Below are 23,865 nucleotides of genomic sequence, written 5' to 3' on the forward strand. Positions count from 1 at the left end.
TGACTCCTTCGTACCCGGGGTGGCATCGCCTCGTCACACACCCGCGGCGACCGACTTGCCGATGGCAGCCAGCACCGCGATGGTCGACGGGCGGCCGGCGACAGTGATTCGCACTCCACCGTCGCTGTAGGAGCGCACCTGCAGTCCGGTTCCCTCGAATGCCTCGCGCCACGGTTTGCCGGCCGGAGGCAGGTAGACGAAATTTGCATGCGAATCAGTGCTGGCCACACCGAGGTCGCTGAGTCGGGCGCGTAGATAAGCCCGCTCCGCAGTGATGAAGCGGATACGTTCCTGCAGTTGGTCTTCGGCGGCATAGGACGCCGCGACCGCGGCCAGGCTGGTGAAGGTGGAGCCGAACGGCAATTGCATCGCCCACAGTGCCTGCGCCGACCGTGGTGAGGAGATGCCGTAACCGGTGCGCATGCCGGCCAGTCCGTACGCCTTCGAGAAGGTGCGCACCACGATGACGTTGGCGTGCCGGCGGACCAACTCCCGGCAATCGAGACGGTACGCGGGATGCACGAATTCGATGTAGGCCTCATCGACTACTACCACGACGTCGGACGGCACCCGGTTCAGGAATCGCTGCACTTGTCCGGCGGTTTCGACGGTACCGGTGGGGTTGTGGGGCCGGCAGATCACGACCACGCGGGCATCGGTGGCTTCCTCGGCCATGGCGTCGAGATCTTGATGTCCATGTCGATCGAGCGGCACCGTAACCGGCGTCAGTCGCGCCATCTGGGCAAAGATGGGATACCCGTCGAACGTCGGAGTGGCCAGGACGATCCGGTCACCCGGTGAAGTCACCGTATGCAGGACTTGCATCATCACGCCCGTCGCTCCGGCAGCGACGATCACCTGTTCGTCGAGCACGCCGACGTGTGTGGCGATGAGGCGCCGAAGCTGTTCGGGCAGGAACTCGGGATAGCGGTTGGCCGACGCGGTGGCCTCGACGATGGCCGCGTGCACGGCAGGCAGTGGCGCGAAAGGATTTTCGTTGAGCGACAGTGCCAACGGGTTGTCCGATATTGGCACGACCTCGTGTGGGCGGGCGGTGATCTGCGTCAGCGGTTGCACGTCAGCCTGCCGCCCCAGCGGACCGCGGCCGCAGCGGCGAAGTCGCCGGCGTGGGCAAAGGCCGCCATCAATACGGTGTCACCGGCGCTCACCTGACCGTTCTGGATGGCACGGTCGAGGTTGACCGGGATGCCTGCGGCGAAGAGGTTGCCGCATTCGTCGAAGGTGTGGACATGCCGGTCGCTCGGCAATTCAAGCGCCTCGCTCCAGTTGCGGAGGAACACCCGGTTGGGCTGATTTGTGACCAGTAGGTCGATGTCTTTGGGGTGCATGCCGATTCGGTCGCACACCGCATAGGAGACCTCCGGCACTTGGCGGTTTCCCCGAGCCAGTACTTTGGTGATCTTGGATTCGGTGAAGCCGATGTACCCTTCGCCGGGGCCCGGCTGCCACCATTTGCGGGGCGGGTCGACCGCGATGGCCATGTCGCCGGCATACTCACCGTAAGTGCGGCATTCGACGTCGAGGATCGGCGATTTGTCCGAGATCGTCAGCAACCCGACTGCTGCGCCGTCGCCCGGCACGGCGGCCTGCGCCTTACGTCGCACCCCTGGTTGGTCGAACACCTGGCCGGCCGCATTCTGCGCGACCGCGACCAGCGCAGTGCTTCCTGCTCCCGACGACAACAGCCGGCGGGCGGTCTGCATGCCCAGTACGAACGCGGCGCACCCGCCATTGTGCAGATCGAGAACCCAGTCCGGGCGCATGCCAAGCCGGTGCGCGATGCCCCCGCCGGAGCCGTAGAACGGTATGTCGGGCATCTGGGTGTGGGTGATGAGCACGTCCACGTTCGCGACGACGTCCTGCCCGTGCCGTTCGATGAGACCCGTTGTGGCGCGTTCGATCATGTCGATCGCCGTTTCGTCCGGGGCGACGTGATGGCGGAATTTCGGTGCCCGGAACATGAGGTTGTCACGCAGTTCATCGGATTCGGCGAACTGGGCGTAGTACTCGGCGCTGATGGGTTCGCCGGGCAGATAGGTGGAGACGTCGACCAGGCTGACAGTGGTTTGGCTCATCGTTGGTCTCATTTCATCCAGGCCGGTGTCACGGGTAGTCCATTGCGGTGGCGGTATTCGGCGATCGCCTTGAGGTTTTTGAGTTCCAGGAGATGGCCCGCTCCGAACATGTCCCAGAAGTCACCAACCCACACCGGCCGTTCGGGTGGGGCAGTCTCGGGGTAGGGGTTGTTGTCATAGAACGGGTGATGGCAATTGGTCCACAGCACAACGGAACCCGGTTTGTTCAAAACCGTCTGTGCATCGACGACCCGCATGAGATAGACCATCCAAAGGTGCTTGCCCTGATCCCAGGCACAGTGGTAGTCGACGGTCATAGCCTGTTTGTTCGCCGTTGTGCGAGTGAAGATCTCAGTCTCGGTCCCCAAGCGGTCATACGCCGCCCACAGGCCGGCCTCATCGGTCGGCCGGAATCCCCGCAGGCTGTAAGTCCATTCCTCGAGGCAACGCGTGTCCGACAGGTAATCGAACAGATCCTCAGGCGGGCAATCGATGTAGTCGTTGATGGTGCAGTATTCGCCGAACACCAGGTCGTGTGGGTACACGGACCGCATCATCTCCATGATGATCGGAGTGGCGTTCTCCCGCGGCGATGTTTCGATCCGGACGATGCCGTCGATGGCCGTGGTGGTTCCGGAGTGAAGGGCGATGTCCTCAAGCGCGGGCAGCGACATATGACTGATCCTTCTGTGCGATCGAAATGGATTGGGCTGGAGCTAAAAAGGGCGCAAATGGCGGAATCTCGTCGGCCGAGCACTCGATGCTCACGACCGATGGGCCCTCGGCGGCCAGAGCGCGTGCGAGTGCCTGTGGAAGGTGCTCTTTCGCGTCGACATCCTCAGCCGTCAGACCGGGAAACATCGACGCCACACCCTGGCCGAGACGGCTGGCGGTGAATCGGTTGTAGCTGTAGCGGTCTTGGTAAAAAAGCTGCTCGCGGGTGACACACATCGCGTGGGCGTTGTTGTTGAACAGCACGAAGGTGATCGGCAACCGGTATTGCACAGCGGTGTGTATCTCCATGCCGTGCATGAAGAAGGCGCCGTCACCGGCGATGACAACGGTGCGCCGTTTCTTCCGGGCGAAGGCCATGCCGATGGCAGCGCCGAAGCTGTAACCCATCCCACCCATGCCGAGCGCGACGACGAACCGTCCCGACTGGCGTGCGGGCAGATGGTGAATCGCCGAGGCTCCGGTGTTACCGGCGTCGACAACGACATCGGCGTCGTCGGGCAGCGCCTCGTCGAGCAGCTTCATCGCATCCCGGTAGCGCACACCGGCTCCGTCAGACGGCGGAGGGGCCAGCTCGGCCCGAACCGGGGCGGGAATCTGTTGTCGGTGCGGGTCCGATTTTGCTCGTACGGCGCGGGTCACCTGCGCCAGCGATGCCCTCAGGTCGTCGGTATGGACATGGCGGCATGGCCGATACGGCACCGCCGACCCGATGGAGAAAGTCGGGACCGTCGCCAGTGCCTCGTCGAGCCCGGCGCCGGCGGTCAGTGGCAGCCTCGTCCCGATCAGAAGACACATGGCACTGGCCGTGACCGCCTCGGCCACACCGCGATGGCCCATGACACCCGTCACGCCCAGGTCGGCGGCGGATACGTCCTTGGCGTCGGGCACCGTGGCCACGCGTGCGCCCGTGGCCAGGCGTAGTTCTTCGAGTTCGACGCGGGCGTCGTCACGGGCGATTTGCTCGCCGGCGATGATCGTGACGGGCCCGCCGAGAGCCACGAGTGCTTCGGCGATGGCATGGGGTTCGGCGGGCGACTGACGTCCGCCGATCTGCTTGACGTGCGCAGCAGCGAGCCTGCTCTGTTGGACATCTTTGGGGATGAGCAGCACGGCGGGCCCCCCGGTTCGCGCCGCTTCGACGGCCCGCGGCAGCTCGACGGCGAGCTCGTCGGGGCTGAGCACGCGCGAGCAGTGCACCGACACCTCGCTGAACAAGGCTTTGGCGTTGAGCGAGCCGTTGCGCCCGCTGGTGTCTTGAAAGCTGCCGCGTCCGTCCTGCGTGCTGGGCGGCTGACCGACCACGGCCAGAACCGGAACCCGGCTGGCGAGCGACTCGCCCAGTCCGGGGATCAGGTTGAGGCTCGCACCGCCGGACGTTGCGGCGACCACGCCGAGCCCGGCGCTTGCTCGGCTGTACCCATCGGCCATGGTGGCTGCCGAGAACTCATGCTTGGCCAGTACGGCGGTGATCCCGGTATGGAAGTACGCGGCGTCATAGAGGTCTTCGATGTTGGCGCCGCCGACGCCGAACAGATGGCGAACACCCACATGTGCGAGGTAGTCGACGATGAAGTCGACGACTCGGACAGCGGAGGAGTAATCCGGCACCCACGGTTTGTCCACAACGGTAGTTCGGAGCCGAGGGCCGGGCGGATGGGTTTGATTGTCGACTGTGGAAGTTTTGCTGTCGCCAGAGGGCAAAACTGCGGGCTGCCCGCGGGTCTGCCCGTCCTGGCAGGGTGACGACGTTAAACTTGCCGGGATGTGCGCGAATACTGCGGGATGCCTGACCAGCGGTGGTCGGGTATGAACGACGACAGCGCACACGACGGCCTCTTTGAACACAGCTCACCCGAACTCGGCCTGACCGGCCGGCCACCGCGAGACATCCCCGAGCCGCCGGCCCGTTCGACACATGGCCCGGCCAAGGTCATCGCGATGTGCAATCAGAAGGGCGGGGTCGGCAAGACCACCTCGACCATCAACCTGGGTGCCAGCCTGGCCGAGTACGGCCGTCGAGTGCTGCTGGTCGACCTGGATCCGCAGGGCGCACTGTCGGCGGGTCTCGGGGTGCCGCACTACGAGCTCGAGCACACCGTGCACAACCTGCTGATCGAGCCGCGGGTGTCGATCGACGACGTGGTGATCAAGACCCGGGTCAGCGGCATGGACCTCGTGCCCAGCAACATCGACCTGTCGGCCGCCGAGATCCAGCTGGTCAACGAGGTGGGCCGCGAACAGTCCCTGGCCCGTGCCCTCTACCCGGTGCTCGACCGCTACGACTACGTGCTGATCGACTGCCAGCCGTCGCTGGGTCTGCTCACGGTCAACGGGCTGGCCTGTGCCGACGGTGTGATCATCCCCACCGAATGTGAGTACTTCTCGCTGCGCGGGCTGGCGCTGCTGACCGACACCGTGGACAAGGTCCACGACCGGCTCAACCCGAAACTGTCCATCAGCGGCATCCTCGTCACCCGCTACGACCCGCGCACGGTCAACGCGCGCGAGGTCATGGCTCGCGTAGTGGAGCGCTTCGGCGACCTCGTGTTCGACACCGTGATCACCCGGACAGTCCGTTTCCCGGAGACCAGCGTGGCAGGCGAGCCGATCACCACCTGGGCGCCCAAATCGGGCGGTGCCATCGCGTACCGATCGCTGGCACGCGAAGTCATCGACCGGTTCGGCGCGTGAACGATGTCCTGAACACCCCGGCCACTCCGACCGCCGATCATGTCGAACCAGCTGCCGCGGTCGGGCCCGAGCCGGCCGAGGGGGATCAGCAGAACCGCTTCAAGGTTCGGCTCACCAACTTCGAGGGGCCGTTCGACCTGCTGTTGCAGCTGATCTTCGCGCACCGCCTTGATGTCACCGAGGTGGCATTGCACCAGGTCACCGATGATTTCATCGCGTACACCAAGGAGATCGGCGCCCGGCTCGAACTCGACGAGACCACGACGTTCCTGGTGATCGCGGCCACGCTGCTGGATTTGAAGGCGGCCCGGCTGCTGCCGTCGGGTGAGGTACACGACGAAGAAGACCTCGCCCTGCTCGAGGTCCGCGACCTCCTGTTCGCACGACTGTTGCAGTACCGGGCGTTCAAACACGTCGCGTTGATGTTCGCCGAACTGGAGGCCGCGGCGCTGCGCAGCTATCCGCGTGCGGTGTCGCTGGAGGACCGCTTCTCCGACCTGCTGCCCGAGGTGATGCTCGGCGTCGACGCCGGCAAATTCGCCGAGATCGCGGCTGCCGCCTTCACGCCACGCCCGGTGCCCACAGTCGGCATCGACCACATCCATGCACCCAAGGTGTCGGTGCCCGAACAGGCACACCGGATCATCGCCCTGCTCGAACAGCGCGGGGTCGGCCAATGGGCAACTTTCTCCGAACTCGTGGCAGAGTGCACCGACGGACTCCAGATCGTCGGCCGCTTCCTGGCGCTGCTCGAACTGTTCCGGGCCAGAGCGGTAATATTCGAGCAACCAGAAGCGCTTGGAGTGCTCCAGGTTTCGTGGACCGGAGATCGGCCGACCAGCGAACATCTGGCAACCGCTGATGCGGAAGAATAGCGAGAACAATGACTGACGAGATCTCCGATTCCGGAGAGCGGTCCGATGATGCCCCGGGTGATGTGTTCCCGGTCGGAGATGACCTGGGCATCGATGTGGCGACGGTTCCCGAGCTCGAAGACGGTGAACTGGGTGCCGTCCTCGAAGCGTTGTTGCTGGTGGTGGACACGCCGGTGACAGTGGATGCGCTGGCCTCGGCGACCGATCAGCCTGCCTACCGGGTGATGGCCAAGTTGCGTCTGATGGCTGATGAGCTCGCCGCGCGGGACAGCGGCATCGACCTGCGCGAGGCCGCAGGTGGCTGGCGGATGTACACCCGGGCGCGCTACGCCCCATACGTCGAGCGGCTCCTTCTTGACGGCGCGCGGACCAAACTGACCCGGGCGGCCCTGGAGACCCTGGCCGTGGTGGCCTACCGCCAGCCGGTGACCCGGGCGCGGGTGAGCGCAGTGCGCGGCGTCAACGTGGACGCGGTGATCCGGACCCTGGTGGCGCGCGGTCTGATCACCGAGGCGGGCACCGACTCGGATTCGGGTGCAGTGACGTTCGCCACCACCGAGCTGTTCCTGGAACGGCTGGGCCTGTCCTCGCTGACCGACCTGCCCGATATCGCGCCGCTGCTGCCCGATGTCGACGTGATCGACGATCTGAGCGAATCTCTCGGTGACGAGCCGCGTTTCGCCAAACTCAACGGTGGCTCATCCGGCAGCAATCAGCCGCTGGCCTTCGACGTGGACAAGGACTGACATGGCTGAAGAAGGCGTACGACTGCAGAAAGTGCTGTCGCAAGCGGGAATTGCCTCCCGCCGCGTGGCCGAGCGGATGATCACCGACGGCCGGGTCGAGGTCGACGGCAGATTGGTGACCGAGCTCGGCACCCGTGTCGATCCGGCGGTCGCGGAGATCCGGGTGGACGGCTCACGGGTGGTCATCGATGACACGCTGGTCTACCTGGCGATCAACAAGCCGATCGGCATGCTGTCCACGATGTCCGACGAGAAAGGCCGCCCCTGCGTCGGCGATCTGGTCGAACACCGGGTTCGGGGCAACAAGAAGCTCTTTCACGTCGGCCGGCTCGACGCCGACACCGAGGGGCTGCTGCTGCTGACCAATGACGGGGAGCTCGCCCACCGGCTGATGCACCCGTCGTACGAGATCCCCAAGACCTATGTGGCGACCGTGGTCGGAACGGTGCCGCGCGGACTCGGCAAGAAGCTGCGCGGCGGTGTCGAACTCGACGACGGTCCGGCGCGCGTCGACGACTTCGCGGTGGTGGACACGGTTCCCGGCAAGACCTTGGTGCGGGTCACCCTGCACGAGGGTCGTAACCGCATCGTGCGGCGCATGCTGGCCGCAGTGGATTTCCCGGTGCAGGAGCTGGTCCGCACCGACATCGGTTCGGTGGCGCTGGGGGACCAGCGGCCGGGCAGTATCAGGGCGCTCAGCCGCAAGGAAATCGGCGAGCTTTATCAGGCGGTGGGAATGTGAGCGGATCTCTGGTGGTGGCGGTCGATGGACCGGCCGGGACCGGAAAGTCTTCGGTTTCAAGAGGTTTGGCGCAAGCCCTGGGTGCGAGCTACCTGGATACCGGCGCGATGTACCGCATCGTCACGCTGGCAGTGCTGCGCGCCGGGGCCGACCTGGACGATGCCGCGGCGATCGACGCGGTGGCCTCAGGTGCGGTGATCGGTGTGGGTTCGGATCCCGGTGAGGACCGCGCGTTCCTGGCCGGCGAAGACGTCTCAGACGAGATTCGCGGTGACGAGGTGACCCGCGCGGTCTCCGCGGTCTCTGCGGTCCCGACGGTGCGGGCCCGGCTGGTCGACCTGCAGCGCGAGTTGGCGTCTGCGGGGGGACGTGTGGTGGTCGAGGGCCGCGACATCGGAACCGTCGTACTGCCCAAGGCCGACGTCAAGATCTTCCTGACCGCCTCGGCCGAGGAGCGGGCCCGGCGTCGCAACGCCCAGAACATCGCGAGTGGTCTGCCCGACGACTATGCGACGGTGCTTGCCGATGTGCAGCGGCGCGACCACCTGGATTCCACAAGGGCCGTCTCCCCGCTGCGGGCGGCCGAGGATGCGGTGGTGGTCGACACCAGCGATATGGACCAAACACAGGTCGTGGCACACCTTCTCGACCTGGTGACCCAGCATGCGGGGGTGCGCCGATGAGCTCCGACGGTGACGGAACCTGGTCGGACGAGAGCGACTGGGAGTTCAGCGACGAGGTCGCCGAGGTTCTCGAGGAGGCCGCCGCGCCGCCTCCGGTGCTGGCCGTCGTCGGCCGGCCCAATGTCGGGAAATCCACTCTGGTGAACCGGATTCTGGGGCGTCGCGAAGCCGTCGTGCAGGACATTCCCGGGGTGACCCGCGACCGGGTGTCCTATGACGCGAACTGGCTCGGGCGCCGCTTCATGGTGCAGGACACCGGAGGATGGGAACCCGACGCCAAGGGTCTGCAGCAGTTGGTGGCCGACCAAGCGCTGGTGGCGATGCGCACTGCCGACGCGATCATCCTGGTGGTCGATGCAGTCGTGGGCGCAACATCGGCCGACGAGGCGGCGGCCCGGATGCTGCGAAAGTCGGGCAAGCCGGTTTTCTTGGCGGCCAACAAAGTCGACACGCAGCGCGGTGAGTCCGATGCCACGGCACTGTGGTCGCTGGGTATCGGCGAGCCGCACCCGATCAGCGCAATGCACGGCCGGGGCGTGGCCGATCTGCTGGACGTGGTGATGGAAAAGCTCCCGACCGTCTCGGAGGTGGCCGGCGCCGGTGGCGGCGGCCCACGCCGGGTGGCGCTCGTGGGCAAGCCGAACGTCGGCAAGAGCTCACTGCTGAACCGGCTGGCCGGTGACGAGCGTTCGGTGGTGCACGACGTCGCGGGCACCACGGTTGATCCCGTCGACTCGCTGATCGAATTGGGCGGTAAGACTTGGCGTTTCGTCGACACTGCGGGTCTGCGCCGCAAGGTCGGGCAGGCCAGCGGTCACGAGTTCTACGCCTCGGTGCGCACCCATGGCGCGATCGACGCTGCCGAAGTCGCGATCATGCTGATCGATGCCTCCCAGCCGCTGACCGAGCAGGATCTGCGGGTGCTGTCGATGGTGATCGAGGCCGGGCGTGCACTGGTCGTCGCGTTCAACAAATGGGATCTGGTCGACGAGGACCGGCGCTACCTGCTGGACAAAGAGATCGACCGTGAACTGGCACAGGTGCAGTGGGCGCCGCGGGTCAACATCTCGGCCATGACCGGCCGGGCGGTGCAGAAGCTGGTGCCGGCGCTGGAGGCGTCACTGGCGTCCTGGGACAAGCGGATCTCGACCGGCCAGCTCAACAACTTCCTCAAAGAGATCGTGGCAGCGACGCCACCGCCGGTGCGCGGCGGCAAGCAGCCCAAGATCCTGTTCGCCACTCAGGCAGCCACCCGGCCGCCGACCTTCGTGCTGTTCACCTCGGGGTTCCTGGAGGCCGGCTACCGGCGGTTCCTGGAGCGCCGTCTGCGTGAGCAGTTCGGTTTCGACGGCAGCCCGGTGCGGATCAACGTCCGGGTCCGCGAGAAGCGCGGAGCACCCAAGAGGCGCTAGCCGATAGGGTGGCCCGGGTGTCCGTCACCCACATGATCCTGATCGCGCTGGCCGGTGTCGGTGCGGGCGCGATCAACGCCATCGTCGGGTCCGGCACGCTGATCACCTTCCCCACGCTCGTGACGCTGGGGATTCCGCCTGTCACGTCGACGATGTCCAATGCCGTCGGGCTGGTCGCCGGCGGGGTGTCGGGTACCTGGGGATATCGCCGCGAGCTTCGCGGTCAGTGGAAGCGGCTGCGCTGGCAGATACCCGGTTCGCTGATCGGTGCCGGGCTGGGCTCGTGGCTGCTGCTGCACCTGCCGGAGAAGGTCTTCGTCACGGTGGTGCCGGTCCTGCTGATCCTGGCACTGGTCCTGGTCGTCGTCGGCCCGCGGATTCAGGCCTGGGCTCGAAAGCGCGCCGAGGCGTCCGGGCAGTCTGCCGACCATGTCAGCCCACGTCGTATGGCCATCCTGGTGATCGGCACGTTCGCCGTGGGCATCTACGGCGGCTACTTCACCGCTGCCCAGGGAATCCTCCTGATAGCGGTGATGGGTGCGTTGCTGCCGGAGTCCATCCAGCGGATGAATGCCGCCAAGAACCTGCTGTCGTTGCTGGTCAACATCGTCGCTGCCCTCGCGTACACGATCGTCGCGTTCGACCGGATCAGCTGGGAAGCAGCGGGCCTGATCGCGGTCGGTTCGTTGATCGGTGGCTTCCTCGGCGCGCACTACGGGCGCCGGCTGTCACCGAACGCGCTGCGCGCTGTGATCGTGGTGGTGGGACTGATCGGCCTGTACCGGTTGCTGAGCCTGTAGGGCCGGGCCTTGCCTGTCCGAAGCCTCAGGTAAAGTCACGTCAACTGTCGAGCAGGAAGGGGTGACCGGTGGCTGAACTCGCCTACCGCACCGCACCGTCTGCTCTGGCTGCCCTCGAGCCCTTCTGGCCGTCGCGCCGGTTGATGGCTTTCGACGAGTGGTGTCGCGCGGGTCGATAGACACGCGCCCAACCTTCCGTCGGGTCACCCGGGGCGGTGACCACAATCGAAAGCAGCCGAACCCATGCGTTCGCTTCTGATCTTCACGCTCGTCGGCCTCGGCGCCCAGTTGGTCGACGGTGCGCTCGGAATGGCCTTCGGTGTGACCGCCTCGACGCTGCTGGTGCTCAGCGGGGTGGCTTCGGCGCAGGCCAGCGCCGCGGTGCATCTGGCGGAGGTCGGCACCACGCTGGCGTCGGGTCTGTCGCATTGGCGGTTCAAGAACATCGACTGGCACATCGTGCTCAAGCTCGGAGTGCCGGGCGCCATCGGCGCGTTCGCCGGGGCAACAGTGCTCTCCTCGCTGTCCACCGAGGACGCCGCGCCGCTGATGGCCACGATCCTGCTGTGCATCGGTGTGTATGTGCTGCTGCGGTTCTCGTTGCGCACGCCGCCGGCCCTGCGGTCGGGCAGCACCCCGCACACCGCGAAGTTCCTCACCCCGCTCGGCCTGTTCGGCGGTTTCATCGACGCCTCCGGTGGAGGCGGCTGGGGCCCCATCACCACCAGCACGCTGCTGTCCCGCGGCAAGACCGCGCCTCGCACCGTGATCGGTTCGGTGAGCGCGTCGGAGTTCCTGGTGGCGGTGTCGGCGTCGCTGGGCTTCCTGGTGGGCCTGCGGCAGGACTTCCTGCACAACCTCCCGGTCGTGGCCGGCCTGGCGGTGGGCGGCGTGCTGGCCGCGCCGCTCGCAGCCTGGCTGGTGTCGAAGGTCAGCCCCGCGCTACTGGGTACCGCAGTGGGAGGCGTGATCGTGCTGACCAACGCCCAGAAGCTGCTCAAGTACTTTGGCATTCACGGAGCGGCCTCGACGGCCATCTACGTCACGATCGTGGTCGCCTGGGCCGGGTTGGTCCTGTACGCCTGGCGCACGTCCCGGGCGCCGGAATACCTGCCCGAGCAGCTCGACGCCGAGGAGCCTGCCGACGAACAGCTGGCAGACGAGCCGGACACCGCCCGGGTGGTGACGCGCAGGGGGCGCGATTGGGGCGAAAGCGAGTCTCTACGGTAAGCTTTCGACTCGCTGCCGGTGCAAGCCGGAAGCACGCGGGCTGTGGCGCAGCTTGGTAGCGCACTTGACTGGGGGTCAAGTGGTCGCAGGTTCAAATCCTGTCAGCCCGACAGATGAAGTAGCAGGTCAGAGGCGGTTTCCGAGAAAACGGAGGCCGCCTTTGCCGTACCCGGTTGATGGTCAGCCCAGACCGACGCCGAAACCGAATTCGAAGTCCACGTTGACCCCCGGTACACCGGTGACGGTGTCGGCGGGCGAGTTCGGGTTGCCGACGCAGTAATCGACCTCGACGCCATCGACAACGTCGCTGGTGCAGGTTGCGATCGGTTCGGCCGCGGCGTTCGGCGCGCTGACGACGGCGGATAGGGCGAGCGCGCTCGCCGCCATTGCCCGCCGCCCCAATCGTGCCCGCACAGCGCGCTACGTCGTGAGTAACGAGTGGTACAGCTCGGCTTCGTCGGCGTTCCAGACGTCGCCCGAGAACGCCCTGACGACCTCTGTTGATCGCATGTCTGTACGATCCCACTCTTCTGTCATGGCCGCCGGGATTTCGACATGCGGGCAGAAAATCCTGGTTCTACTCCCACGACGGGTTTCCCGTTCGACGGGTGGAGGGCGCGAAATCATTTGGCTGTGAGGGCAAATCGAACCGCCCGTGGTCTTTGCGAGTGGGGCAGATGTGAAAGAAACCCGGACACACCTGGGTTCGGGTAATACGGTGGCGGTGTTGCCAATCCTGTCCGTCAGCATGCGTAGGGAAACGTCTTGCACAACATCGCGCAGGCATTCATCGACCATCCTGAGATACCGATCTTTCTGGCGCTGGCCGGCGGCTATTTCTTCGGGAAATTCCAGTACCGGGGTCTGGGCCTCGGTGCGGTCACCGCGACGCTGCTCTGTGGCGTCATCATCGGTGCGGTGTTCCAGACAGATGGGGACAGCATCCACATCGACGGTGTGGTCAAGCAGGTGTTCTTCCTGCTGTTCCTGTTCGCACTCGGGTACAAGCTTGGGCCGCAGTTCTTTTCGGGTCTCAAAGGTGACGGCCTGCCGCAGGCGGTGTTCACGGTCATCCTGATAGTCGTCGGCCTGGCCACGGTGATCGCGCTGGCCAAGGTGCTCGACTACGATCCGGGCCTGGCGGCCGGCCTGGCATCCGGGGCTCTGACGCAGTCGGCGATCATCGGTGTCGCCCAGACGTCGATCGCCGACCTCGACATCGCCGCCGACACCATGAGGCAGTGGCAGGACCTGGTGTCGGTCGGGTATGCGGTCACCTACATCTTCGGCACCATCGGCGCGGCGATCTATTGCGGCAGCATCGCCCCCCGCCTGCTGGGTATCCGGGATCTCCCGGCATCGGCGAAGGCTCTCGAGAAGAAACTGGGTTTCCAAGAGGAGGTCGCCAACGTCCTACCGGCCTATGACCAGATCGTGCGCCGGTCCTATCGGATCGTGCGAGGAAGGCCGGAGCGGCACGGCGAAGGCATGACGGTCACCGAGATCGAGAGCTTCTTGCGACAGGCGACCGGTGGCCGCGTGTCCATTGCGCAGGTCCGCCACGACGGCAAGATCGTTCCTGCGGCAGCCGATCTCCGGGTGTTCCCGGGTGACGACGTCGCGGTGAGCGGGCGGCGGGAATGGGTCATCGGCGGACCGGTCGCCGAGCTGTGCGAGGAGGTCGACGACCCGGACTTGCTGTCCTATCCGCTCGAAGAACTCGACGTCGTGCTCACCAAACGCAGCGTCGACGGCATGACGATCGCACAGGCTTCCGCCGCCCCCGACTTCCGCGGTGTCTACCTCAAGCGCATCATGCGGGCCGGCCACGAGATCCCGATCGCTTCCGAGGTGAAGCTGAGGCAGGGCGACGAGGTCCGTCTGGTCGGGGAGCGTCACCTGGTCGAGAACGCCGTTTCCCTCGTTGGCTATCCGGAGCGCACCACACCGGAGACCGACATGGTGACCGTCGGCCTCGGCGTCGCCGTCGGCGCGCTGATCGGGCTTCCCACCGTCATGGTGGAGGACATCCCGCTGTCGCTCACCACCAGCGTGGGTGCGTTGCTGATGGGTCTGCTGATCGGCTGGCGCCGATCGAAATCGCCCACCTTCGGCCGCATTCCCCCTGGCGCACAGTGGTTCTTCGAAGGCGTCGGCCTGACCGCGTTCATCGCCATCGTGGGCATCACCTCGGGCCCCGGCTTCATCAAAGGGCTGCAGAACTACGGTGTCTCCCTGTTCCTGGCCGGCGTGGTGGTCACGATGGTGCCCCTGGTGGTGATGACGTTTATGGCCAGGTACGTCTTCAAGTTCGATCCGGTACTGACGCTGGGCATGCTGACCGGCGCGCAGACCACGACGGCAGCGGTCGGATCGGTGCGCGAGGCCGCGAAATCCAGTGTGCCCCTGCTGGGTTTCACGGTGCCCTACGCCATCGGGAACATTTTCCTATCCATCGGCGGCGCTGTCGTCGTCGCATTCATGGCTTAGCCGACACGATCCCTGAGAGGACCTTCGATGACCTTTGAGCACATCTCCCGTGAGGAGATCGTCGAACTTCAGCAGCTCTCGCCGTTCGAACTCAAGTCCAAGCTGATCGAACTGGCCGACGAACTCGAGGAGCGCTCGACGTTCCACATGCTCAACGCCGGCCGCGGCAATCCCAACTTCATCGCCACCACCCCGCGGGAGGCATTCTTCGCCCTCGGAACGTTCGCGCTCGAAGAATCTCGTGCCGACCGGGAGTGGGATCACGAACTCGTCGGCGTGCCACAGAAGACCGGCATCGCGGACCGGTTCCGGGCGTGGTTGGCCGACCACAAGGGGCAGCCGGGGATCAAACTGCTCTCCCAGACGTTGGCCTACGGCGTGGACGAATGCGGTTTCGACGCAGACTCTTTCGTGTGGGAGCTGGCTGACTCGATCATCGGCGACCATTATCCCGAACCCGACCGCATGCTCAAGCACAACCACGAGATCACCAAGCGCTACCTGATGCAGGAACTGGTGCCCGGCAAGGAACTCGGTGATTACGACCTGTTCGCCGTCGAGGGCGGTACCGCGGCGATGTGTTACATCTTCGACTCGCTGATGCTCAATCGCCTGATGCACCGCGGCGACAAGGTTGCGCTGATGGTGCCGATCTTCACGCCCTATCTGGAGATCACGGAACTCGACGAGTTCGATTTCGAGCGCGTCTACATCGAAGCGTCGGGCACCTTCGAGGACGGCCGACACTCCTGGCAGTTCCCCGACTCGGAAATCGACAAGCTGCTGGACCCGGACATCAAGATTCTCTACTGCGTCAACCCGACGAACCCCCCTTCGGTACGGATTGCGCCCGGGACCCTTGAGCGGATCGCCGACATCGTCAACACCAAGCGGCAGGACCTCATCGTCATCACCGATGACGTTTACGGCACGTTCATCGACGGCTTCCAATCGTTGATGGGCGCCGCGCCCCGCAACACCATCACCGTCTACTCGTTCTCGAAGTACTTCGGCGCCACCGGCTGGCGGCTGGGCACCATCGGCATCCCCGCCGACAACGTGCTCGACGAGAAGCTGGCCGCGCTGCCGGAGGAGGACAAGATCCATCTTGACAAGCGTTATGCGCCATTGACGTTGACACCGCGCAACATCAAGTTCATCGACCGCTTGGTGGCCGACAGCCGCAATGTGGCGCTCAACCACACCGCGGGGCTGTCGCTGCCCCAACAGTGCCAGATGCTGTTGTTCTCCGCCTATTGCCTGCTGGACAAGGAGGACTACTACAAGCACCAGGCGCAGGCGCTGATTGCCAGGAGATACAAGGCGTTACAGCGCGGCATGCAGATCGACATCGACCCCGACCCGAACCGGGTCGCCTACTACGTCGAACTCGACTTCCTGGTGTGGGCCGCGGAGCGCACCTCGGATCCGAAGTTCATCGAGTTCGTCAAGGCCAACTACGAGCCCACGGACATCCTGTTCAGGTTGGCCGAGCAGACCGGTGTGGTGCTGCTCAACGGCGGGGGGTTCGAAGGGCCTGAGTGGTCGATCCGGGTCTCGTTGGCGAACCTGCGCGACAAGCAGTACGAGGAGATCGGAGCGGCGATGATCACAGTGTGTGAGCAGTACCTCGCCGAATACGGGGAGAGCCGAGACGACAAGGGCTGAGGGCCGAAACTCGCTGGGGTCCGGGCCACTATCCGGACGTGGCCCGAATAGGTTCGGCTTCGTCGGGCACCAGTTCGAGGCTGTCGCCGACGTCTATCGTGACCACGGCCGTGGCCTGGAACAGGCCGTAGAAGTCGTCGGTTCTGGCGAATGTGTGTGCGCGGGAGAACAGTGGCTGCACATCGAACACCCGGACTCGAAGCTTCTCGCGCGTGAGTCTGCCCAATTCCCGGCCCGATTCGGGGTCGGTGATCACCTGGCCCGACTCTGAGTGCACGGCGAAGATCATGCCTGGCACGACACCTGCCTCAGCGCCACGATTGATGACCAATGTGTAGTCGTCCTCGATGAGCGCGACCTGGCCGGAGAGGGTGTGTCCGTTGTTCATGAGGCCGCCAGGGAATTGCTTTCTCGCAAGGATCTGGACGCGGAGCCGGGCCGGATTCGCGGCCGTGCCTCGTGATCCTCCACGGACAGCAGCGCGTCGATGTGGCTCACCGCGTCCTGCTCTGTCCCGAGCGTGAGCTCGACGGCCGTCTTGGCCTGAAACAGCGCGATCATCGCGTGTTGTTGACGTTCGGCGCCGAATGCGTTGAGTGCGATCGCGAGCTTCTTGTCGACATATTCGACCGACCGCTGCAGCTCCGGCGTCGAGGGTCCGGCGGTCGGGCCTTCCACCCGCGGCGCGGGTTGCACGTCGAGTCCGCTGTACCAACGGTGCCCGAGCGCGCCGAGGGCGAACGAGCACACCGGGACCACCACGACGATGCAGGCGAGGCCGAGTGAGCTCGGTAGCGCGATGGCGCCGACAATGCCCAGGAGCATGGTCACGCCCACCACGGTCAGTAGGCGTACGGCCGGCGGCACAGTCTCGATCGCACGCGACGCCTGCCTCAACCCACGAGCGCCAAATCGGGCGATGTCGGCGATGAACCCGAGGACGGCCGTGCCGGCGTTGAGCGCGATTTGTCCGACCCTGTCGGCCTGCGTTCGCGTCACTGCAGGCTTGGGCATCGACCAGACCCGCTTCTGCTCTGACGCCGAACTGGGATGCTCGGGTACCGGCACGTCATTGGTCACATTCGCATCAACAACCACATCTGCATCATCTCGCCATTGAGTACGATGCCGGCTCCGGCGCGCCGACGACGCCCGAATTCGCTGCATGGCGCGCGACAGGCCGGGGCCTGCGTCCGGCGCCGATTCTACTTCTTCGTCTCACCCTTTTCGGATGAGAGACAACGATTTTGGTGGTGCGACACGCGAATAATCGGTCTTGGTTCCGCCGATCCCGGATTGATGGCAAGGTGGCGGGGGTATGGACCAGACAGGGCGTGTCTCCTCGCCCACGGCCTCGTCGTCGATCGATGAGGGCAATCTGCAGCCAGCGAGCTGACTGCACGTCACCGGAGGTACACATGGCAGAAAAGTCAGGCAATACCAAGCCGAACATTGTTCTCATCGTCTCCGATGACTTCGGTTACGGCGATGCAGGCGTGTACGGAGGTGGCGAAAACCGAGGAATGCCCACCCCCAATCTCGACAAAATGGCCGACGAAGGCATGCAGTTCCTGTCGTTCTACGCCCAACCGAGTTGCACCCCCGGGCGCGCGGCGATGCTCACCGGACGTATCCCGAATCGCAGCGGCATGACGACCGTGGCCTTCCAGGGCCAGGGCGGCGGGTTGCCGGCGGCCGAGTGGACTCTTGCGTCCGTGCTCAAGACCGCCGATTACAAGACATTCTTCACCGGCAAGTGGCACCTCGGTGAATCCGACTATGCGCTGCCCACCGCGCACGGTTACGACGAAATGCGGCATTGCGGGCTGTATCACCTCAACGCATACACCTACGCCGACCCGGAATGGTTCCCGGACATGGACGAGGAACTTCGGGAGATGTTCGCGCGCGTGACTCAGGGGGCGCTGTCGGGCAAAGCGGGCGAGAAGGCCAAAGAGGAGTTCAAGGTCAACGGCCAATACGTCAACACACCTGAGAAAGGGATCGTGGGGATTCCGTTCTACGACGAGTATGTCGAGCAGGACGCGCTCGAATACCTAGACGACAACGCGAAGTCCGAATCCCCATTTTTCTTGCACGTCAACTTCATGAAGGTGCATCAGCCGAACATGCCGCACCCCGATTTCAAGGGCAAGTCGCTCTCGAAGTCGAAGTATGCGGATTCGATCGTGGAGAACGACACCCGGATCGGCCGCATCATGGACAAGATCCGCTCGCTGGGCCTCGACAAGAACACATACGTGTTCTGGACGACGGACAACGGCGCCTGGCAGGACGTCTATCCCGACGCCGGCTATACACCGTTTCGCGGCACCAAGGGCACGGTGCGGGAGGGTGGCAATCGCGTTCCGGCAATCGCCTGGGGCCCGGGGGTCAAGGCGGGATCACGTAACTCCGACATCGTCGGCGGCCTCGACTACCTGGCGACGTTCGCCGCGCTGGCCGGCGTGCAATTGCCGGAGAACGATCGCGAAGGCGAACCGATCATCTTCGACAGCCAGGACATGTCGCCGGTGTTGTTGGGATCGGGCAAGTCGGAGCGCAAGTCATGGTTCTACTTCAGTGAGAACGAACTGACGCCGGGGGCGGTGCGCGTCGGCCACTACAAGGCTGTCTTCAACCTGCGCGGTGACAACGGCGCAAGCACGGGCGGCCTGGCGGTCGACACCAACCTGGGCTGGAAAGGTGCGGAAGCGTACGTCGCGACCGTCCCGCAGATCTTCGATCTCTGGCAGGACCCGCAGGAACGCTACGACATCTTCATGAACAACTACACCGAACACACCTGGACCCTCGTGACCATCAACGAGGCGATCAAGGAGCTGATGCAGACCTACCTGAAGTACCCGCCACGGAAACTTCAGAGCGAAGGCTATTCGGGCCCGATCACCGTCACGCAGTACCAGAGATTCCAGTTCCTCAGAGAGCAACTTGCGGCAGACGGATTCAACATCGCGCTGCCCACCGGTAACTGAGCCACAGCCCGCAGGGCTACGTCAGATACGTTTCGTGTCCGGTGGGGAATCCGCCGCCGTTGGTGGCGATGTGCACATGGTCGAAGTGGTTGGCGGTGATTCCGCCGCGGTCCGACATCATCCTGGGTGCCCTGCCGCGGGAGTAGATGTGCTGACGGAAGATCACGTGGTTCACACCGAACCGGTCGGCATTGTCCAGGGCATACGCGACGATCCGTTCTCCGAGCGCCTTGCCTTCCGGGGTGGCGTAGTTCGGGATCATCACGTCGATCGCCAGTCCGTTGGGGTGCCACTTCATCGAATCGGCCCGGACCCCGCCGATGTCCAGAATTTGGGGGAATCGTGCGCTGACCGCGCGGGCCGCCAGAATGGTCTCCACCTGTAGGCCTTTTTCGGAGGCCCGGCCGGCGGGCAGTGGGAACCTCATGTTCCGTCGCACGGCGCGCTCGGCCGGTACTGCTGGTGCCGCAGGCGCGGCGGCCGGCGTGACGGCGGGGGCTGCGACAGCTGCGGCGTCGGCCTGGGGGGCCGGTCCGGTGTCTGCGCCGACGACGATGAGTGCGACGGCAGGCACGACGACCGCTGCCACGGCTGCGGATCGGCGGCGCCGATCCTTTTTCAACTGGTGTCTACCCACGAGGACCGGACCCTACCGGCGGGCGGAACGATCCCCGGAATCGCGAAGTTGTCTGGTGCTGTCGATGGCAACCAGTTCGGCGTTCATGCGTCAACCGCGGCTTGACGCTCGCTGGTGTCAGGGGAACGCGAGGTGAACCATGGGTAAACCCCGGTGAATTAGCTGGTCATAGATTATTGCACAGCCGGCCGGCGGTCCAACTTTCCGGGGTCCGTTCGGTGTCGGAGGCGACCCTGGCTCCGCACGAACGCAGTGACTTGTGCCCGGGCGGGCAAAATTTATGGCATTTACCACATCTGTCGGCCGACAGTGCCTCCGAACTGGCTGACGACGGCGTAATTTGAGCGAATCTGGCCCGTCGAAAACGGGGAGGGCGGCCCATGACAGAGGTCGACTGTTGCGTGGTGGGTGCGGGGTTCGCGGGCCTGACCGCGGCCCTGCGGCTGAAGCAGGCGGGCCGCTCCGTGGCGCTGCTCGAAGCACGTGATCGGGTTGGTGGCCGCACCTTCACCGAGGTGCTGCCGGACGGCACGTGGATCGACCGGGGCGGGGCCTGGATCGGGCCGGGGCAGGACCGCATCAAAGGGCTGATGGCCGAGTTCGGCGTCGACGAATACAAGGAGTACGTCGACGGCAACGCGATGATGATCCTCGACGGCAAACAGCACCGCTATTCCGGCACCATTCCGTGGGCGATGAGCCCGTGGGCGATCGCCAACCTCGGCGCCGGATTGCTCGAGGTGGAACTCATGTGCAGGACGATTCCCTTCGAAGCCCCGTGGGAAGCGAAGAAGGCGGTTGAGTGGGACCGGATCAGCTTGGGGGAGTGGATCAACCGTCATATGCGTTCCAAACAGGCGCGCGAGATGATCGACATGGCGCTCGCCGGCATCTACACCTCGGCAGGATCCGAAGTCTCGTTGTTGTGGGCATTGCACCAGATGGGGTCGGGCGGCGGGCCCGGCTTCGTCATCTCCAATCGGGGCGGTGCCCAGGATGCGCGGGTGCGCGGCGGCATGGGCGCAATCTACGGGCCGATGGCCACCGAACTTGGTGAGGCGCTGCACCTTTCGCAACCGGTGCGGCTCATCGAGCAGGACAACGACGGCCTGACAGTGCACGCCGAGGGCATGACGGTGCAGGCGAGGCAGGTGATCGTCGCTGTCCCGTTGGCCGTGGCGAGTCAGATCGCCTATGAACCGATGCTTCCCGTCGACCGGATGTTTCTTCATCAACGGATGCCCAGCGGAGCCGTCTTCAAGATCTCGGTCGTCTACGACACGGCGTTCTGGCGTGCCGACGGGCTGTGCGGACAGTCCGCCGCTCCCGGCAGCCCTGCCACGCTGACCATCGACGCATGCACCGACACCGGCACCCCGGGGATCATGTGCGTCATCACCGAAGGACCCGCCGCCCGCCGGCTCGGGCTGCTCGACACTGCGGAACGCAAATCCGTGGTGATCGGCGAGCTGATCGACCGGTTCGGTTCCAGGGCCGCGTCCCCGCTCAGTTATCACGAGCAGAACTGGACGGTGGAGCGCTACTCGGGTGGCGGGATGATCAGTCACGCACCGCCGGGCGTGCTGACCGAATTCGGCCATGCCCTCCGGGAACCATGCGGGCGCATTCACTGGGCAGGCACGGAGAGCTCGGCGGTCATGTGCGGCTGGATCGATGGCGCGGTTCGGTCTGGCGAACGCGCCGCCGCCGAGGTGCTGGCCGCCGAGAGCGTGGCAGCAGCGTAATTAGCCCGCGTAGCGCGGTGGCGAGGGTTACCGTGCAATTCTGACCAGCCTGCGGCGAGGTGATGTCGAGTGCACAGCGGTGAGTTGGAGAGTCGGCAGACCCTCACACTCGACGAGTCCGTGCTGGCCGACGCCGAGGAGCAGGACCGGCCGGTCGTCGAATTCCTGCGGGCCACGCCGGGCCGGATAGCGGTGCTGGCCGTCGTTCTGATTGCGGCAGTTCTCGCCGTGGGCGTGGCGGCGTCGATGACCGAGTCGAGCCGCCAACGCCAACTGGAGACCCTGCGGTCACACACCGAGCCGCTGGCCGATGCCGCGCAACGGATCTACAGCGCGCTGTCGTCCGCCAACACCACCGCGGCCACCGCATTTCTGGCCGGCGGCGCCGAACCAGGCGAAGTCCGCGAGCGCTACGACGCGTCTGTCGGGGCGGCATCGGCGGGGCTGATCACCGCATCGAATGGGGTGTCGCCCAACGACATCCAGTCGCTGACATTGCTCACCGACCTGTCCAACCAGCTGGCCGTGTACACCGGCACGATGGCGACCGCTCGTGCGACCAACCGTGGTGGCGACCCGATCGGCGTCGGGTACCTCAGCGAGTCGTCCACGCTGCTGCAGCAGTCCATCCTGCCCGATGCCGAGCGGCTGTACCGGGCCCAGGCTGACGCCGTCACGGCATCAGGACGGTCGGCCGCTACACCGTGGACGTTGATCGTCGGCGCCGCTCTGGTGGTGGGTTTGTTGGTGCTCGCGCAGGTCTTTCTCGCCAGACGCAGTCACCGGCGCCTCAACCCCGGCCTGGTGGGGGCGTCGCTTCTGATGGTCGTCCTCGTGGTGTGGTTGGCGGTGTCCGGGCTGGTGGTGACGCACGCGATCACCAGTGCCCGTATCGAAGGTGGCGAGCCACTGGAATCGGCAGTGACAGCTCGGATTCTGGTCCAGCAGGCCCGTGCCGACGAGATCCTCGGATTGCTCAATCGCGGCTCCGACACGCTCTCCGACATTCGATTCGAACAGCGCATCACCGATGTCGGTCGGATTCTCGACAAGCATCCGGTGAACGGGGCGCAGGACACGCTGCGAAGCTGGAAGGAATCGCATTCCGATGCCCGGAACCTGCTGGGCAGTGGCGACTACGCCGGGGCCGTGGCGATCGCGCGGGACGGCGGGCCGCAGCACTCCACTGCCCAGTTCAGCCGCCTCGACGACGCGTTGGGCGCCGACATTGCGCGTTTGCGCGATCGACAACGTGACGGGATCACCCGCGCCTATGGGGGATTGAGTGCACTTCCGGCCGGTGCCGCGGCCATCGGTGTGCTGGCCGCACTTGCGGTTGCCGCCGGTGTCGCACCGAGGCTGAGCGAGTACCACTGATGCGGGCCGTCGCCGGACTTCTCCTCCTGGCCGCGGCCGTGATCGCGGGATGTTCCACGCCACAACCGCTTGTCGAGATTTCCGCCTCGCGCACCACGCTGCCGCTGCCGAGCGGCGCCGCCGTGGCATCACAGGTTCCCGGTCTGCCGGTCGAGAGTTGCGATGCCACAGCGAGTTTGCGCCCATCGACAGCCTCCGGCCCGGCTGTGCAAGCAATCCGGCAGCGCGGCCGGCTGGTCGTCGGTATCGACCAGAGCACCAATCTGTTGAGTTTTCGCGATCCGGTTTCGGGTGAACTGCAGGGCTTCGACGTCGATATCGCCCGCGAGGTGGCCCGCGACCTGTTAGGCGATCCGGCCAAGGTGGAATTCCGCCTGCTGACCTCGCCCGAACGCATCACCGCGGTGCGCGACGGGACCGTCGACATCGTCGTGAAGGCGATGACGGTCACCTGTGCTCGCGCGGAGCAGATCGCCTTCTCCACGGTGTATCTCGATGCGCACCAGCGGCTGTTGGTGCCGAAGGATTCACCGATCGAGGGGCCTGGAGACCTGGCCGGGAAACGGGTGTGTTCCCAGGTGGATACCACCTCGCTGGCCACGGTCGCCCGGGTGGCGCCCGCAGCGATCCTGCTCGCAGTGCAGAATTGGGACGACTGCCTGGTGGCGCTGCAGCAAGGGCAGGCCGACGCGGTCAGTACCGACGACTCGATACTCGCCGGCATGGCGGTGCAGGATCCCAACCTGCACCTGGTCGGCCCCAGCCTTGAGGACGAGCCCTACGGCATCGGGATGAACAAGTCCCGGGAAGATCTGGTCCGGGCGGTCAACGGCACCCTGGAACGAACGCGGCGCGACGGCACCTGGTTGTCGCTGTACCGGAAGTGGCTGAACGTTCTCGGCGCTGCGCCGGGTCCGCCGGAGCCGAGGTACCGGGACTGAC

Annotated in this window: 22 protein-coding genes and 1 tRNA gene; 15 read left to right on the forward strand and 8 right to left on the reverse strand. The window is 65.3% G+C overall.

What is annotated here, in order from left to right; all coding sequences use genetic code 11:
• Positions 1–33: 33 nt before the first annotated feature.
• The 4 genes from ACZY08_RS27225 to ACZY08_RS27240 are packed head-to-tail and all read right to left on the reverse strand — an operon-like array spanning position 34 to position 4,454.
• Positions 34–1,077 carry an aminotransferase class I/II-fold pyridoxal phosphate-dependent enzyme gene (locus ACZY08_RS27225; RefSeq protein ID WP_463747726.1) on the reverse strand — a complete coding sequence of 348 codons (1,044 nt, stop codon included), beginning with the start codon at positions 1,075–1,077 and terminating at the stop codon, positions 34–36.
• Positions 1,065–2,096, reverse strand: coding sequence for a 3-oxoacyl-ACP synthase III family protein (locus ACZY08_RS27230; RefSeq protein WP_463747727.1), 1,032 nt, complete (start codon positions 2,094–2,096; stop codon positions 1,065–1,067). The genes ACZY08_RS27225 and ACZY08_RS27230 overlap by 13 nt, the downstream gene beginning before the upstream one ends.
• Positions 2,097–2,104: 8 nt before the next feature.
• Positions 2,105–2,770 (reverse strand): SRPBCC family protein, encoded by a 666-nt coding sequence (locus tag ACZY08_RS27235; RefSeq protein ID WP_463747728.1) that lies wholly within the window; start codon positions 2,768–2,770, stop codon positions 2,105–2,107.
• On the reverse strand, positions 2,751–4,454 hold the full coding sequence (locus ACZY08_RS27240) for a thiamine pyrophosphate-binding protein (protein ID WP_463747729.1): 1,704 nt from the start codon (positions 4,452–4,454) through the stop codon (positions 2,751–2,753). The genes ACZY08_RS27235 and ACZY08_RS27240 overlap by 20 nt, the downstream gene beginning before the upstream one ends.
• Positions 4,455–4,637: 183 nt before the next feature.
• Here ACZY08_RS27240 and ACZY08_RS27245 point away from each other — a divergent pair, with 183 nt between their 5' ends.
• The 9 genes from ACZY08_RS27245 (at position 4,638) to ACZY08_RS27285 (ending at position 12,120) form a co-directional block, all read left to right on the forward strand.
• Positions 4,638–5,522 carry a ParA family protein gene (locus ACZY08_RS27245; RefSeq protein WP_463747730.1) on the forward strand — a complete coding sequence of 295 codons (885 nt, stop codon included), beginning with the start codon at positions 4,638–4,640 and terminating at the stop codon, positions 5,520–5,522.
• Positions 5,519–6,397 (forward strand): segregation/condensation protein A, encoded by an 879-nt coding sequence (locus ACZY08_RS27250; protein ID WP_463747731.1) that lies wholly within the window; start codon positions 5,519–5,521, stop codon positions 6,395–6,397. The genes ACZY08_RS27245 and ACZY08_RS27250 overlap by 4 nt, the downstream gene beginning before the upstream one ends.
• A gap of 8 nt (positions 6,398–6,405) precedes the next feature.
• Positions 6,406–7,143 carry an SMC-Scp complex subunit ScpB gene (scpB, locus tag ACZY08_RS27255; RefSeq protein WP_463747732.1) on the forward strand — a complete coding sequence of 246 codons (738 nt, stop codon included), beginning with the start codon at positions 6,406–6,408 and terminating at the stop codon, positions 7,141–7,143.
• A 1-nt stretch (position 7,144) separates the two neighbouring features.
• Positions 7,145–7,885, forward strand: coding sequence for a pseudouridine synthase (locus ACZY08_RS27260; protein WP_463747733.1), 741 nt, complete (start codon positions 7,145–7,147; stop codon positions 7,883–7,885).
• The gene (gene cmk, locus ACZY08_RS27265) at positions 7,882–8,568 is read left to right on the forward strand and encodes a (d)CMP kinase (RefSeq protein ID WP_463747734.1); all 687 of its coding nucleotides are present in this window, start codon (positions 7,882–7,884) and stop codon (positions 8,566–8,568) included. The genes ACZY08_RS27260 and cmk overlap by 4 nt, the downstream gene beginning before the upstream one ends.
• Complete coding sequence (gene der / locus ACZY08_RS27270; RefSeq protein ID WP_463747735.1) at positions 8,565–9,980, forward strand: ribosome biogenesis GTPase Der; 1,416 nt, start codon at positions 8,565–8,567, stop codon at positions 9,978–9,980. Before cmk ends, der begins: the two co-directional genes overlap by 4 nt.
• Positions 9,981–10,012: 32 nt before the next feature.
• The gene (locus ACZY08_RS27275; protein ID WP_463747902.1) at positions 10,013–10,780 is read left to right on the forward strand and encodes a sulfite exporter TauE/SafE family protein; all 768 of its coding nucleotides are present in this window, start codon (positions 10,013–10,015) and stop codon (positions 10,778–10,780) included.
• A 243-nt stretch (positions 10,781–11,023) separates the two neighbouring features.
• On the forward strand, positions 11,024–12,010 hold the full coding sequence (locus ACZY08_RS27280; protein WP_463747736.1) for a sulfite exporter TauE/SafE family protein: 987 nt from the start codon (positions 11,024–11,026) through the stop codon (positions 12,008–12,010).
• Positions 12,011–12,046: 36 nt separating this feature from the next.
• A tRNA-Pro gene (locus tag ACZY08_RS27285) sits at positions 12,047–12,120 on the forward strand.
• Positions 12,121–12,190: 70 nt separating this feature from the next.
• Here ACZY08_RS27285 and ACZY08_RS27290 read toward each other — a convergent pair.
• On the reverse strand, positions 12,191–12,424 hold the full coding sequence (locus ACZY08_RS27290; RefSeq protein ID WP_463747737.1) for a hypothetical protein: 234 nt from the start codon (positions 12,422–12,424) through the stop codon (positions 12,191–12,193).
• 351 nt (positions 12,425–12,775) lie between these two features.
• Between ACZY08_RS27290 and aspT the strand changes: the two genes are divergently transcribed.
• Together aspT and aspD are read left to right on the forward strand one after the other, a co-directional pair.
• A complete protein-coding gene (gene aspT, locus ACZY08_RS27295) occupies positions 12,776–14,500 on the forward strand; it encodes an aspartate-alanine antiporter (RefSeq protein WP_463747738.1) in 1,725 nt (574 codons plus the stop codon).
• Positions 14,501–14,527: 27 nt separating this feature from the next.
• Positions 14,528–16,168, forward strand: coding sequence for an aspartate 4-decarboxylase (gene aspD / locus ACZY08_RS27300; RefSeq protein WP_463747739.1), 1,641 nt, complete (start codon positions 14,528–14,530; stop codon positions 16,166–16,168).
• 28 nt (positions 16,169–16,196) lie between these two features.
• On the opposite strand, the gene ACZY08_RS27305 is transcribed toward aspD, so the two are convergent.
• The gene (locus ACZY08_RS27305) at positions 16,197–16,556 is read right to left on the reverse strand and encodes a hypothetical protein (protein WP_463747740.1); all 360 of its coding nucleotides are present in this window, start codon (positions 16,554–16,556) and stop codon (positions 16,197–16,199) included.
• On the reverse strand, positions 16,553–17,266 hold the full coding sequence (locus ACZY08_RS27310; RefSeq protein ID WP_463747741.1) for a hypothetical protein: 714 nt from the start codon (positions 17,264–17,266) through the stop codon (positions 16,553–16,555). The genes ACZY08_RS27305 and ACZY08_RS27310 overlap by 4 nt, the downstream gene beginning before the upstream one ends.
• Positions 17,267–17,418: 152 nt before the next feature.
• Between ACZY08_RS27310 and ACZY08_RS27315 the strand changes: the two genes are divergently transcribed.
• A complete protein-coding gene (locus ACZY08_RS27315; RefSeq protein ID WP_463747742.1) occupies positions 17,419–19,164 on the forward strand; it encodes an arylsulfatase in 1,746 nt (581 codons plus the stop codon).
• A gap of 16 nt (positions 19,165–19,180) precedes the next feature.
• Here ACZY08_RS27315 and ACZY08_RS27320 read toward each other — a convergent pair whose 3' ends face one another.
• Positions 19,181–19,753: a hypothetical protein gene (locus ACZY08_RS27320; RefSeq protein WP_463747743.1), complete on the reverse strand. Its 573-nt coding sequence runs from the start codon at positions 19,751–19,753 to the stop codon at positions 19,181–19,183.
• 428 nt (positions 19,754–20,181) lie between these two features.
• Between ACZY08_RS27320 and ACZY08_RS27325 the strand changes: the two genes are divergently transcribed.
• The 3 genes from ACZY08_RS27325 (at position 20,182) to ACZY08_RS27335 (ending at position 23,864) form a co-directional block, all read left to right on the forward strand.
• On the forward strand, positions 20,182–21,546 hold the full coding sequence (locus ACZY08_RS27325; protein WP_463747744.1) for a flavin monoamine oxidase family protein: 1,365 nt from the start codon (positions 20,182–20,184) through the stop codon (positions 21,544–21,546).
• A gap of 69 nt (positions 21,547–21,615) precedes the next feature.
• On the forward strand, positions 21,616–22,923 hold the full coding sequence (locus tag ACZY08_RS27330) for a hypothetical protein (protein ID WP_463747745.1): 1,308 nt from the start codon (positions 21,616–21,618) through the stop codon (positions 22,921–22,923).
• The gene (locus ACZY08_RS27335) at positions 22,923–23,864 is read left to right on the forward strand and encodes a glutamate ABC transporter substrate-binding protein (protein ID WP_463747746.1); all 942 of its coding nucleotides are present in this window, start codon (positions 22,923–22,925) and stop codon (positions 23,862–23,864) included. Before ACZY08_RS27330 ends, ACZY08_RS27335 begins: the two co-directional genes overlap by 1 nt.
• Position 23,865: the final 1 nt, after the last annotated feature.

This window comes from Mycobacterium sp. IDUB_9 (assembly GCF_055419505.1).